The sequence below is a fragment of the Mycobacterium sp. E136 genome (assembly GCF_001666865.1).
GTDB lineage: Bacteria > Actinomycetota > Actinomycetes > Mycobacteriales > Mycobacteriaceae > Mycobacterium.
On record NZ_LZJE01000147.1, the window covers coordinates 1 to 12,712 of the forward strand.

Annotated in this window: 12 protein-coding genes and 1 pseudogene; 10 read left to right on the forward strand and 3 right to left on the reverse strand. The window is 68.6% G+C overall.

Translation table 11 applies throughout. The features are described 5' to 3' along the window. Positions 1–10: 10 nt before the first annotated feature. From A5698_RS29375 to A5698_RS09675, 3 genes and pseudogenes are all read left to right on the forward strand, one after another. Positions 11–169, forward strand: a pseudogene (locus tag A5698_RS29375) (MmcQ/YjbR family DNA-binding protein); the annotation flags it as partial. Between the two features lie 126 nt (positions 170–295). Next, positions 296–2,380: an NAD-dependent DNA ligase LigA gene (ligA, locus tag A5698_RS09670; RefSeq protein WP_197506730.1), complete on the forward strand. Its 2,085-nt coding sequence runs from the start codon at positions 296–298 to the stop codon at positions 2,378–2,380. Between the two features lie 81 nt (positions 2,381–2,461). After that, on the forward strand, positions 2,462–2,716 hold the full coding sequence (locus A5698_RS09675; protein ID WP_064416829.1) for a metallothionein: 255 nt from the start codon (positions 2,462–2,464) through the stop codon (positions 2,714–2,716). A gap of 39 nt (positions 2,717–2,755) precedes the next feature. On the opposite strand, the gene A5698_RS09680 is transcribed toward A5698_RS09675, so the two are convergent. Continuing rightward, on the reverse strand, positions 2,756–3,412 hold the full coding sequence (locus tag A5698_RS09680; RefSeq protein ID WP_067092318.1) for an ACT domain-containing protein: 657 nt from the start codon (positions 3,410–3,412) through the stop codon (positions 2,756–2,758). 80 nt (positions 3,413–3,492) lie between these two features. Here A5698_RS09680 and gatC point away from each other — a divergent pair, with 80 nt between their 5' ends. The 4 genes from gatC (at position 3,493) to gatB (ending at position 7,900) form a co-directional block, all read left to right on the forward strand. Continuing rightward, positions 3,493–3,792 carry an Asp-tRNA(Asn)/Glu-tRNA(Gln) amidotransferase subunit GatC gene (gene gatC, locus A5698_RS09685; RefSeq protein WP_068295857.1) on the forward strand — a complete coding sequence of 100 codons (300 nt, stop codon included), beginning with the start codon at positions 3,493–3,495 and terminating at the stop codon, positions 3,790–3,792. A gap of 14 nt (positions 3,793–3,806) precedes the next feature. Beyond that, positions 3,807–5,270, forward strand: coding sequence for an Asp-tRNA(Asn)/Glu-tRNA(Gln) amidotransferase subunit GatA (gene gatA / locus A5698_RS09690; RefSeq protein ID WP_068295858.1), 1,464 nt, complete (start codon positions 3,807–3,809; stop codon positions 5,268–5,270). Between the two features lie 69 nt (positions 5,271–5,339). Beyond that, complete coding sequence (locus tag A5698_RS09695; RefSeq protein WP_068295859.1) at positions 5,340–6,371, forward strand: ATP-dependent 6-phosphofructokinase; 1,032 nt, start codon at positions 5,340–5,342, stop codon at positions 6,369–6,371. Positions 6,372–6,394: 23 nt separating this feature from the next. Continuing rightward, the gene (gene gatB / locus A5698_RS09700) at positions 6,395–7,900 is read left to right on the forward strand and encodes an Asp-tRNA(Asn)/Glu-tRNA(Gln) amidotransferase subunit GatB (protein ID WP_068295861.1); all 1,506 of its coding nucleotides are present in this window, start codon (positions 6,395–6,397) and stop codon (positions 7,898–7,900) included. A gap of 75 nt (positions 7,901–7,975) precedes the next feature. On the opposite strand, the gene A5698_RS09705 is transcribed toward gatB, so the two are convergent. Then, the gene (locus tag A5698_RS09705) at positions 7,976–9,097 is read right to left on the reverse strand and encodes a PQQ-dependent sugar dehydrogenase (RefSeq protein WP_068295863.1); all 1,122 of its coding nucleotides are present in this window, start codon (positions 9,095–9,097) and stop codon (positions 7,976–7,978) included. A gap of 139 nt (positions 9,098–9,236) precedes the next feature. Here A5698_RS09705 and A5698_RS09710 point away from each other — a divergent pair, with 139 nt between their 5' ends. Beyond that, positions 9,237–10,067, forward strand: coding sequence for a DoxX family protein (locus tag A5698_RS09710; RefSeq protein ID WP_068295865.1), 831 nt, complete (start codon positions 9,237–9,239; stop codon positions 10,065–10,067). Here A5698_RS09710 and A5698_RS09715 read toward each other — a convergent pair. Beyond that, positions 10,064–10,411: a PH domain-containing protein gene (locus A5698_RS09715; protein WP_067092316.1), complete on the reverse strand. Its 348-nt coding sequence runs from the start codon at positions 10,409–10,411 to the stop codon at positions 10,064–10,066. The genes A5698_RS09710 and A5698_RS09715 overlap by 4 nt on opposite strands. A gap of 384 nt (positions 10,412–10,795) precedes the next feature. Here A5698_RS09715 and A5698_RS09720 point away from each other — a divergent pair, with 384 nt between their 5' ends. Continuing rightward, on the forward strand, positions 10,796–12,586 hold the full coding sequence (locus tag A5698_RS09720; protein ID WP_231967366.1) for an acetolactate synthase large subunit: 1,791 nt from the start codon (positions 10,796–10,798) through the stop codon (positions 12,584–12,586). Continuing rightward, the coding region (locus A5698_RS09725) for an ACT domain-containing protein (RefSeq protein ID WP_156670683.1) at positions 12,586–12,712 on the forward strand (127 nt) is incomplete at its 3' end. The genes A5698_RS09720 and A5698_RS09725, both read left to right, overlap by 1 nt.

Sequence of the window (12,712 nt, forward strand, 5' to 3'; positions counted from 1 at the left end):
CCCTGACCCCATGCCGCACCCGATCATGTTCCGCGACGACGACCCGGTGCTGGCACGGGTACGGACGCTGGCGCTGTCGTTTCCCGAGGCCTACGAGAAGATCTCGCACGGACGGCCCGCATTTTTCGCCGCCAAGATGTTCGCGATGTACAGCGCCAGCGTCCGTACCCGTGCCAGCACCGGGTCGTCGTCGCGGAACATGATCGGGTGCGGCATGGGGTCAGGGTAACGGTGCGGTGCTGTCGGGCCGCTCGGTTAGCCTGCGAAGGTGACCTCCAAGCGTGCCGAAGACGCGCTGGCCGCGCAGTCCGACGACGGCCCCGACGCCGACGTGCGTCGCCGCTGGCAGAAGCTCGCCGACGAGGTGCGTGAGCATCAATTCCGCTATTACGTGCGCGACTCGCCGATCATCACCGACGCCGAGTTCGACGCACTGCTCCGCGAACTGGAGGGCCTCGAGGAGGACCACCCCGAACTGCGCACCCCCGACTCGCCGACCCAGTTGGTGGGCGGGGCCGGTTTCGCCACCGATTTCACCCCGGCCGAGCACCTCGAACGGATGCTGAGCCTGGACAACGCGTTCACACCCGATGAGCTCGCCGCATGGGCGGGGCGGCTCAAGGGTGAGATCGGCCCAAACGTGCTGCAGGACGCGCACTTCCTGTGTGAGCTCAAGATCGACGGCGTCGCCCTGTCCCTGGTGTACCGCGATGGCCGGCTGGAGCGGGCGGCCACCCGAGGCGACGGCCGCACCGGTGAGGACGTCACGCTGAACGCCCGCACCATCGCCGACATCCCCGAAAAGCTCAGGCACAGCGACGAATTCCCGCAGCCCAAGGTTCTCGAGGTGCGCGGTGAGGTGTTCTTCCGCGTGGCCGATTTCGAGGAACTCAACGCCGGTCTGGTCGCCGACGGCAAGCCGCCGTTCGCCAATCCCCGCAACAGCGCGGCCGGCTCGCTGCGGCAGAAGAACCCGGCCGTCACTGCGCGCCGCAAGCTGCGGATGATCTGCCATGGCGTCGGCCACGCCGAGGGGTTCCGGCCCAAAACCCTGCACGACGCCTATCTGGCCCTGGCGGCATGGGGGCTGCCGGTCTCCGAGCACACCGCGCAGGTCAAGGGGATCGACGCGGTCACCGAGCGCATCGCGTACTGGGGCGAACACCGCCACGACGTCGAACACGAAATCGACGGTGTGGTGGTCAAAGTCGACGATGTGTCGCTGCAGCGCCGGCTCGGATCGACGTCGCGGGCGCCGCGCTGGGCCATCGCCTACAAGTTTCCGCCCGAGGAGGCGCAGACCAAGCTGCTCGACATCAAGGTCAACGTCGGGCGCACCGGTCGGGTCACGCCGTTCGCCTGGATGGAGCCGGTGAAGGTGGCCGGCTCGACGGTCAGCCAGGCCACGCTGCACAACGCCTCGGAGGTCAAGCGCAAGGGCGTGCTCATCGGGGACACGGTGGTCATCCGCAAGGCGGGTGACGTGATCCCCGAGGTGCTCGGCCCTGTCGTCGATCTGCGCGACGGCTCTGAACGCGAGTTCGTGATGCCGACGCACTGTCCGGAGTGCGGAACCAAGCTCGCGCCCGCCAAGGAGGGCGACGCCGACATCCGCTGCCCGAACACCCGATCCTGTCCGGCGCAGTTGCGCGAGCGCGTGTTTCACGTCGCGGGCCGAGGCGCGTTCGACATCGAGGGTCTGGGTTATGAGGCGGGCACCGCGCTGCTGCAGGCCGGTGTCATCGCCGACGAGGGCGACCTGTTCACGCTGACCGAAGACGACCTGCTGCGCACGGATCTGTTCACCACGAAGAACGGTCAGCTCTCGGCCAACGGCAAACGGCTATTGGCCAATCTGGAAAAGGCCAAATCGCAACCGCTGTGGCGGGTGTTGGTCGCACTGTCGATCCGTCACGTCGGGCCGACGGCGGCCCGCGCGCTGGCCACCGAGTACGGCAGCCTCGACGCCGTCATGGCCGCCTCGGAGGACGAACTTGCGGTCGTCGAGGGGGTCGGCCCGACGATCGCGGCCGCGGTCACTGAGTGGTTCACCGTCGACTGGCACCGCGCGATCGTCGACAAGTGGCGCGAGGCCGGCGTGCGGATGGCCGACGAACGCGACGCCAGCATCGAGCGGACGCTGGAAGGGCTGTCAATCGTCGTCACCGGCTCGCTGACCGGGTTCTCCCGCGACGAGGCCAAGGAGGCGATCGTCGCGCGCGGCGGCAAGGCAGCCGGTTCCGTGTCGAAGAAGACGGCGTACGTGGTCGCGGGTGATTCGCCGGGGTCGAAGTTCGACAAGGCCGTCGAGTTGGGGGTGCCGATCCTCGATGAGGACGGTTTCGCCCGGCTGCTGGAGATCGGGCCCGACGGGGTCTGAGATCGCCGCTCGCCCGAGCGCTCCGCGTTTGTCCGGCCCGCCCACGGGGCACCCGACTGGGCGAATCGACAAGGAGTTGTGATGGCGATCTGCGATACCTGTGGCAACGACTACGACAAGGCGTTCACCGTGACGTGGCCCGACGGCCGCAGCGCGACGTTCGACAGCGTCGAGTGCGCGGCCGTCCAGCTGGCCCCGGAGTGTGCGCACTGCGGGTGCCGAATCCTCGGGCACGGCATCGAAACCGAGGAAGCGATCTTCTGCTGCGCGCACTGCGCCCGCAAGGACACCAACGCCGACGTCAACGACCGCTGGCCGGTTCCGGCGGGCGGCTGACGAATTGGCTTTCGCCGCAACGGTTTTCGGCGCGAACCCTCAGCGCAGAATCGTCGCGACGATTCCCGCGAGATAGCCGAGCCGGGCGACCTCCGACGGCCGGAACAGCGGTCCGCCCGGCCTGCCCAGCACGACAGCCGTGCGGGGGTCCCCGAGCGGCGCAGCCGCCAGCGTGGTCGCCATGTCGCGCCACACCTGCGGCACCCACGCGGCGTCACCGTCGAGCGCCTCGGCGTGGTCGAGCGGCAGCCACGGCGTCTCTTCCACCTGGGTCTCGGGGGCGCCGGAGCTGCCGACGAGACGTTCCGGTCCGCTGTCGGTCAACCGCACCACAGAGGTCCAGCCCACGCGCAGCACCCTGGGGGCCTCGTCGGCGAGCACCTGCAGCCTGCTCTTGCGGTCCGCCGCGGCGATGTGGTCGATGAGCTCGAGCTCGCGATGCGCCTCGAGCAGGCCGGTGTGTGGACGAATGGAGTCGACGTAGACGCCCTTGATCTGCTCGGCGGCGGTGATCAGCATGTCGGGCATCGCGCCCCCGGGCAGCTCGACGACCAGATCGTCGACGGCGTAACCGGCTGACCGTTCCACCACGTCAAGCGACAGAATGTCGGCGCCCACCGACCCGAGCGCCACGGCCAGGGAGCCGAGGCTGCCAGGTCGGTCCTCGAGCTGGACCCGCAGCAGGTACGTAGGCACGCGCAACACTGTTGCACAGAGCGCCGGGGTGGGCATTCCGGCCTCAGCGGCCGCAACCGTGGTGACTAGGCTTGCTTGTCGTGTCGCAGATCTCCCGAGACGAGGTAGCCCACCTGGCGCGCCTCGCCCGCCTCGCGCTGAGCGAAGACGAGCTGGACAGCTACGCCGGGCAGTTGGACGCCATCCTCGGTCACGTCAGCCAGATCCAGTCCGTCGACGTCGAGGGCGTCAAACCCACCGGCAACCCACTCACCGACGTCAACGTGTTCCGGCCGGACGCGGTCGAGCCGTGCCTGACGCAGGAGGAGGCGCTCGATCAGGCGCCGAAAACCGCCGAGGGCCGGTTCGCGGTGCCGCGGATCCTGGGGGAGGCGCAGTGAGCGACCTCACTCGGATGGACGCGGCGACGCTCGGGGAGAAGATCGCCGCCAAGGAGGTGTCGTCGACCGAGGTCACCCAGGCGCACCTGGACCAGATCGCGGCCACGGACGAGCGCTACCACGCGTTCCTGCACGTCGCCGAGGAGCGTGCGCTGGAAGCGGCGGCGCGCGTCGACTCCGCCGTCGCCGCCGGAGAGGACCTGCCCTCGCCGCTGGCCGGCGTCCCGGTCGCGCTCAAGGACGTGTTCACCACCACCGACATGCCGACGACCTGCGGGTCGAAGATCCTCGAGGGCTGGACCTCGCCGTATGACGCGACCGTCACCATGCGGTTGCGCGCGGCGGGTCTGCCGATCCTCGGCAAGACAAACATGGACGAGTTCGCGATGGGGTCCTCGACCGAGAACTCCGCATACGGGCCGACCCGCAATCCGTGGGACGTCGAGCGCGTCCCCGGCGGGTCGGGCGGCGGCAGCGCCGCGGCGCTGGCCGCGTTCCAGGCGCCGCTGGCCATCGGCACCGACACCGGCGGCTCGATCCGCCAACCGGCCGCGCTGACCGCGACCGTCGGCGTGAAACCGACCTACGGAACCGTGTCGCGGTACGGGCTCATCGCCTGCGCTTCGTCCCTCGACCAGGGCGGCCCGTGTGCCCGAACCGTTCTCGACACCGCCCTGCTGCACCAGGTGATCGCCGGCCACGATGCGAAGGATTCGACGTCGGTCGACGCGGCGGTGCCCGACGTCGTCGGCGCCGCACGCGCGGGCGCGTCCGGCGACCTCGCGGGCCTGCGGATCGGCGTGGTCAAGCAACTGCGCGGCGACGGCTACCAGCCCGGCGTGCTCGAGTCGTTCAACGCCGCCGTCGAACAACTCACCGCGCTGGGAGCCGAGGTCAGCCAGGTGGACTGCCCGCACTTCGACTACTCGCTGCCCGCCTACTACCTGATCCTGCCGTCGGAGGTGTCAAGCAATCTCGCGCGGTTCGACGCGATGCGGTACGGGCTGCGCGTCGGCGACGACGGCACTCACAGCGCCGAGGAGGTCATGGCGCTGACCCGCGCCGCGGGGTTTGGCCCGGAAGTCAAGCGCCGCATCATGATCGGCACCTACGCGTTGTCGGCGGGTTATTACGACGCCTACTACAACCAGGCGCAGAAGGTGCGCACGCTGATCGCGCGCGACCTCGACGAGGCCTATCAGCGGGTCGACGTGCTGATCTCACCGGCGACGCCGACCACGGCGTTCCCGTTGGGGGAGAAGGTCGACGACCCGCTGGCGATGTACCTGTTCGACCTGTGCACGCTGCCGCTGAATCTGGCCGGACACTGCGGAATGTCGGTGCCGTCCGGTCTGTCGCCCGACGACAATCTGCCCGTCGGTCTGCAGATCATGGCGCCGGCGCTGGCCGACGACCGGCTGTACCGCGTCGGCGCGGCATACGAGGCGGCGCGCGGACCGCTGTCGACGGCGGTCTGAACGCCCGTTTGACGGACGCAAACGCCGACAGAGGGCGCAAACAACCGCGCGCTCGGGGAGGATGGGGTCATGCGCATCGGAGTTCTCACCGGCGGGGGCGACTGTCCAGGACTCAACGCGGTCATCCGGGCGGTGGTCCGAACGTGTGACGTTCGCTACGGCTCGTCGGTCGTCGGCTTCCAGGACGGCTGGCGCGGCCTGCTGGAGAACCGCCGCATCCAACTCGCCAACGACGACCGCAACGACCGCCTGCTCGCCAAGGGCGGCACGATGCTGGGCACCGCCCGGGTGCATCCGGAGAAGTTGCGGGCCGGGCTCGACCAGATCAAGCAGACGCTCGACGACAACGGCATCGACGTGCTGATCCCGATCGGCGGGGAAGGCACGCTCACCGCCGCGCACTGGCTCTCCGAGGAGAACGTGCCCGTCGTCGGCGTGCCGAAGACCATCGACAACGACATCGACTGCACCGATGTCACATTCGGCCACGACACCGCGCTCGGGGTGGCCAGCGAGGCCATCGACCGGCTGCACAGCACGGCTGAGTCGCATCAACGCGTGATGCTCGTCGAGGTGATGGGTCGCCACGCCGGGTGGATCGCGCTGAACGCCGGGCTGGCGTCCGGTGCGCACATGACGCTCATCCCCGAGCAGCCGTTCGACGTCGAAGAGGTCTGCCGACTGATCAAACAGCGCTTCGTGCGCGGCGATTCGCATTTCATCTGTGTGGTGGCGGAAGGGGCGAAACCGGCCGCGGGGACGATGCAGCTGCGGCAGGGCGGCATCGACGAGTTCGGCCACGAGCGCTTCACCGGCGTCGCACAGCAACTCGCCCTCGAGGTGGAGAAGCGCATCAACAAAGAGGTGCGCGTCACCGTGCTCGGGCACGTACAGCGCGGCGGCACGCCGACGCCCTTCGACCGCGTGCTGGCCACCCGCTTCGGCGTCAACGCCGCCGACGCCGCGCACGCGGGTGAGTACGGGATGATGGTGTCGCTGCGCGGCCAGGAGATCGGCCGGGTTCCGCTGGCCGACGCGGTCCGTCAGCTGAAGCTGGTTCCGCAGAGCCGCTACGACGACGCCGCGGAGTTCTTCGGCTGAGGTCGCTTACTAGGATCGGGGTCATGACCACTGCATCCGCCGCCGATCTGCTCGACTACGACGACGTCGTCGCACGCTACGAGCCGGTGCTGGGGCTGGAGGTGCACGTCGAGCTGTCGACCGCCACCAAGATGTTCTGCGGCTGCGCCAACAGGTTCGGCGCCGAGCCCAACACCCAGGTGTGTCCCGTCTGCCTCGGCCTGCCCGGGTCACTGCCCGTGCTCAACGAGAAAGCCGTCGAGTCTGCGATCCGCATCGGGCTCGCGCTGAACTGCGAGATCGTGCCGTGGTGCCGGTTCGCGCGGAAGAACTACTTCTATCCGGACATGCCGAAGAACTACCAGATCTCGCAGTACGACGAGCCGATCGCGATCAACGGGTATCTCGAGGTGCCGCTCGACGACGGCACGACCTGGCGCGTCGAGATCGAGCGCGCGCACATGGAAGAGGACACCGGCAAGCTGACCCACCTCGGCAGCGAGACGGGCCGCATCGAGGGCGCGACGACCTCGCTGATCGACTACAACCGTTCGGGTGTGCCGCTGATCGAGATCGTCACCAAACCCATTGAGGGCACCGGTGAGCGCGCGCCCGAGATCGCCCGCGCCTACGTGACCGCGCTCCGGGATCTGCTGCGCGGCCTCGGGGTCTCCGATGTCCGCATGGACCAGGGATCGATGCGCTGCGACTCCAACGTCTCACTCAAACCGACCGGGCAGAAGGAGTTCGGCACCCGCACCGAGACCAAGAACGTCAACTCGCTCAAGAGCGTCGAGGTCGCCGTCCGCTACGAGATGCGCCGCCAGGCAGCTGTTCTCGATGCCGGTGGCCGAGTGACCCAGGAGACCAGGCACTTTCACGAGGACGGTTACACCTCGCCGGGTCGCAGCAAGGAAACCGCCGAGGACTATCGCTATTTCCCGGAGCCCGACCTGGAACCCGTTGCCCCAGACGCCGAGTGGATCGAGCGGTTGCGGGCGACCATCCCCGAACTTCCGTGGGTGCTGCGCAAGCGAATTCAGCAGGACTGGGGCATCTCCGACGAAGTGATGCGCGACCTCGTCAACATCGGGGCGCTCGACCTGATCGCCGCCACCGTGGCGGAGGGCGCCTCGAGCGACGCGGCCCGCGCGTGGTGGGGGAACTTCTTGGTGCAGAAGGCCAACGAAGATGGGGTGGCGGTGTCCGACCTGCCGATCACGCCCGCTCAGGTGGCGGCGGTGGTCAAGCTCGTCGACGACGGCAAGCTGTCGAACAAACTCGCGCGCCAGGTCGTCGAGGGCGTGCTGGCCGGCGAGGGTGAGCCCGAACAGGTGATGAAGGACCGCGGACTCGAAGTCGTGCGCGACGACTCGGCGCTGCAGACCGCCGTCGACGAGGCGCTGGCCGCCAATCCCGGCATCGTCGAGAAGATCCGAGGCGGCAAGGTTCAGGCCGCGGGCGCGATCGTCGGCGCCGTCATGAAGGCCACCAAGGGCCAGGCCGACGCGGCGCGGGTGCGCGAACTCGTGCTGGAGGCCTGCAACTAGCGCCGAAACTGCACACAGGGTCGTTGGCGACGCTCATTCACAGCCCTGGCCGCAGTTTCGAGCGCGGGCAGGTGGTTACGTATTGTCCGCCGGGCTGCGCGGGAAGCCGCCGCCTTGCGGGAACAGTGGGAAGACCACGTCGTCGAGCTTCTGGGCATCGCCCGCCGTCTTGTTGATCGTGCCGCCCCAGATGTTGCCGTCGGGCGACATCGCCAGCGCCCAGGCGTGGCCGTGCTGGTCCTGGCGCACCACCTCGGGATCGCCGGTCACCGCACCGGTTTCGGGAGCGAGACGCACTGCGACGGTCTGCTTGGTGTTGACGAGGTTGACCAGAACCGACCCGTCCAGCGCGGCACAACCCGCGACGCCGGGCCGGTCGGGCCAGGTCCACACCGTCGAGGTCTTGGAGTCCTTGGTGATGCGCTGCAACCGGTCGCCGGAGGCGGCGCGGTCGGTGATGTACAGCGACCCGTCCGAGTAGTCGATGCACATGCCGCCCGCGGCGCCCAGACCCGACAGCGCGGTCGTCGTCGGGGCCTGATCGACCGTGGTGGGCTGTTCGATCCGCAGCACCTTGCCTGCCAACGACCCCGGGTTCGCCGCGTCGGCGGGATTTCCCGCATCGCCCGTCTGTACGAGCAGGGTCGTCGGGCTGGTGAAGATCAGCGAGCCCGCGTTGCCGGTCGCGCCCTTCGGGATGCCGGTCAGGATCGGCTTGGGAATGTCGCCGTCGGCGATGCGGATGACGCGGTTGTCCGTCGGGGTGCTGACGTAGGCGTACATCAGCCGGTCCTGCTGGTAGGTCGGCGACAGCACGATGTCCATCAACCCGCCGTCGCCCGAACCGTCGACCGGCAGCGTGGTCTTCACCTTCGGTTCCGCGCGGACCGAGACCTCTTTGACCACACCGGTGGTGCGCTCGGCGACCAGCGCCGACTGGCTGTCGGGCAGCATGATCAGCCCGCTGGTGCTTTCCAGGCAGCCCTGCATGACGCCCGGTGCCGGGCACTCCTTCGGAAACGGCGTCGGGGGCAGCGGCGGCGGTGGCGGCGGGGTCGACGTGGGGCCCGGTGCGAGCTCGGGTTCGGTGGTGAACGGCTGCGACTGCAGGTCGTCGAATCGCGCACACCCCGACGCCGCGAGCAACGCCGCGCACAACACGGCGAGCACGCCCCGCATCGGCCGGCGCAGTTTCATGCGAGCCAGGTTACGGATCATTCGGACGTGCGCGCCACGCACACCCGCGCGAGGGCGCCGCGAGACGTCCGCGAATTAGGGCCCCGAAAGCACCGCGCCAATACCCGACTACCGGGTGACAAGCACTTACGCTGGCAGAGTGACCAGTCATACCAATGACCCACGCGCCTGGCAGCGGCCCGACGACGCGGCCGGGCGGCCCGTGTCGGCGAGCCTGGTCGACCCCGAAGACGATCTGCCCACCTCCAACTACGCAGGCGATTTCGAAACCACCGCGATCCCGCACTACGACTCGAACAGCGGTGCACCGGTCTCGACCGGGTTCGGACTGCTCAACGACCCCGAGCCACTGCCGTATGTGCAGCCGAGCGGCCGGCACGCGCTGACCGATTACTCCGCCGAACCCTCGGAGATCGGTCCCGATCCGTTCCGGGCCGGCCCCGACCGTCGCGGCACGCTCGACCTCGGCCTTCTTCTGCTGCGCCTCGCCGTGGGTGCCCTGTTCATCGGTCACGGCCTGCAGAAGGCCTTCGGGCTGTGGGGCAGTCCCGGACTCAACGGCTGGGAAGCCGAACTGTCCGACATGGGCTTCCGCTACGCCGACATCCTGACCTACGTCGGCGCCGCCGGTCAGATCGCCGCCGGGGTTCTGCTCATCCTCGGTCTCTTCACGCCGGTCGCCGCCGCCGGCGCGCTGGCATACCTGGTGACCGGCGTGCTGGCCGACGCGATGGTCGCCCACGAAGAAGCGCGGCTGTCGGACTTCCTGACCGACGGGCACGAGTACAAGGTGTTCCTCTTGTGCGCGGTGGCCGCGCTGGTGCTGACCGGCCCCGGCCGCTACGGGTTCGACGCCGGACGCGGGTGGGCGCGGCGGCCGTTCCTCGGCTCGCTCGGTGCGCTGGTGCTCGGCGCGGGCGCCGGTGTCGCGATCTGGGTGCTGCTCAACGGCGGCAACCCGCTTGCCTAATCCGTCGAATACGGATTCGGTACGCGACCGCCGCTGGCCTCGGTGAGCCGCGGTAGCGTCGCGAACGTCACCGCCGGTAGCCGCAGGTCCCTGCCGTCCTTCAGGTGGGCGTAGGCCGCCGGCCCCTTGCCGAACCGCAGACCGTCGATGTCGTCCCACTGGACCGTCTCGCTGCCGAACAACGTGCGCGCGGTCACGTGGTCGCGGTCGGCGACCGTGCGATAGCGGGCGACGAACACCGACAACACGATCGGAATGATGAGCAGGGCCGCCACCCAGGTCAGCCCCGCGAGAACCAGCGAAAGCATGCTGAACGCCAGGAACGCGACGGCGAAATGCGCCATGGGCGAGATGCGGATGACGACGGGGGCGGGTTCGGCCTCGGGACTCACCCGGCCATCTTCGCACCGTGCCGCAATTTGACCTGTGACCAGTGCGGAGGCTACCGTCGACGGTTATGCAGGGCCTGGGGTTGCTCGTAGTAATCGGGAAGCGCGTCGATGCCGCGCCTGCCCTTACTCGGGCATAACTCCGGCACCGACGCGCGACCCTCGTACAGCTGCCCAGCTGACGGGGGTTTTTTCTTGCCCGACCACCGAATTTGAGACCCTAGAGACAGATCCGCAGAAGGATTTAGGAGAACGAACACCGTGAGCGCACCGACAACCCGACCGCTGGAGCAGGTGGCGGCAACCGTGCCCGACGACGGACATGCCAAGAAACCGGCGGTGAAATCTGCGCCGGCGGCGACGCAACGCGTTGCGCCGCAACAGATGACCGGCGCGCAGGCAGTGATCAGGTCGCTGGAGGAACTCGACGTCGACACGATCTTCGGCATCCCCGGCGGCGCGGTGCTGCCGGTGTACGACCCGCTGTTCGACTCCAAGAAGCTGCGCCACGTACTGGTCCGGCACGAGCAGGGCGCCGGACATGCGGCCAGTGGTTACGCCCACGCGACCGGCAAGGTCGGCGTCATGATGGCCACCTCGGGCCCCGGTGCGACAAACCTCGTCACGCCGCTGGCCGACGCCCACATGGACTCGATCCCGGTGGTCGCGATCACCGGACAGGTCGGCCGCGGCCTGATCGGAACCGACGCGTTCCAGGAAGCCGACATCTCCGGCATCACGATGCCGATCACCAAGCACAACTTCCTGGTGCGCAGCGGCGACGAGATCCCGAAGGCGATCGCGGAGGCGTTCCACATCGCGTCCTCGGGCCGTCCCGGTCCGGTGCTCGTCGACATCCCCAAGGACGTGCTGCAGGGTCAGTGCACCTTCAGCTGGCCGCCGCGAATGGATCTGCCCGGCTACAAGCCCAACACCAAACCGCACAACCGCCAGATCCGCGAGGCCGCGAAGCTGATCGCCGCCGCCCGCAAGCCGGTGCTCTACGTCGGCGGCGGCGTGATCCGCGGCGAGGCCACCGAGGGTCTGCTGGAGTTGGCCGAACTGACCGGGATCCCCGTCGTCACCACGCTGATGGCGCGCGGTGCGTTTCCCGACAGCCATCCGCAGAACATGGGCATGCCCGGAATGCACGGCACGGTGTCCGCGGTGGCCGCCCTGCAGCGCAGCGACCTGCTGATCGCACTGGGCACCCGCTTCGATGACCGGGTGACCGGCCGGCTGGATTCCTTCGCCCCGGAGGCCAAGGTCATCCACGCCGACATCGACCCGGCCGAGATCGGCAAGAACCGGCACGCCGACGTGCCGATCGTGGGCGACGTCAAGGCCGTCATCGCCGATTTGATCGTGGCGCTGCAGCGCGACGGTGCCGCGGACTCGATCAAGATCGACAACTGGATGGAGTACCTGCGCGGGGTGCAGGCGACCTACCCGTTGAGCTATGGGCCGCAGAGCGACGGGAGCCTCTCGCCGGAGTACGTGATCGAGACGCTGGGCAAGATGGCCGGACCCGAGGCGGTGTACGTCGCGGGTGTCGGACAGCACCAGATGTGGGCCGCGCAGTTCATCTCTTACGAGAACCCGAAGACGTGGTTGAACTCCGGCGGCCTGGGGACCATGGGGTATGCCGTGCCCGCGGCGATGGGCGCCAAGTTCGGCCGCCCGGAGGCCGAGGTGTGGGCCATCGACGGCGACGGCTGTTTCCAGATGACCAACCAGGAGTTGGCCACCTGTGCGGTCGAGGGTGCGCCGATCAAGGTGGCGCTGATCAACAACGGCAACCTCGGCATGGTGCGCCAGTGGCAGACCCTGTTCTATGAAGAGCGGTACAGCCAAACAGATCTCGCCACGCACTCGCGTCGCATCCCCGATTTCGTCAAGCTTGCCGAGGCGCTCGGTTGCGTCGGATTGCGTTGTGAGCGAGCCGAAGACGTCGAGGATGTGATCCGCCAGGCGCGCGAGATCAACGACCGCCCCGTGGTGATCGACTTCATCGTCGGTGCGGACGCCCAGGTGTGGCCGATGGTCGCCGCCGGCACCAGCAACGACGAAATCCAGGCCGCCCGCGGCATCCGACCGCTGTTCGACGATCCGGAAGAAGGGCACGCCTGATGAGCACCCCCGCCACCCAAACGCTGTCGGTGCTCGTCGAGGACAAACCGGGCGTCCTGGCACGTGTCGCATCGCTGTTCTCGCGGCGCGGCTTCAACATCCAGTCCCTGGCTGTCGGTGCGACCG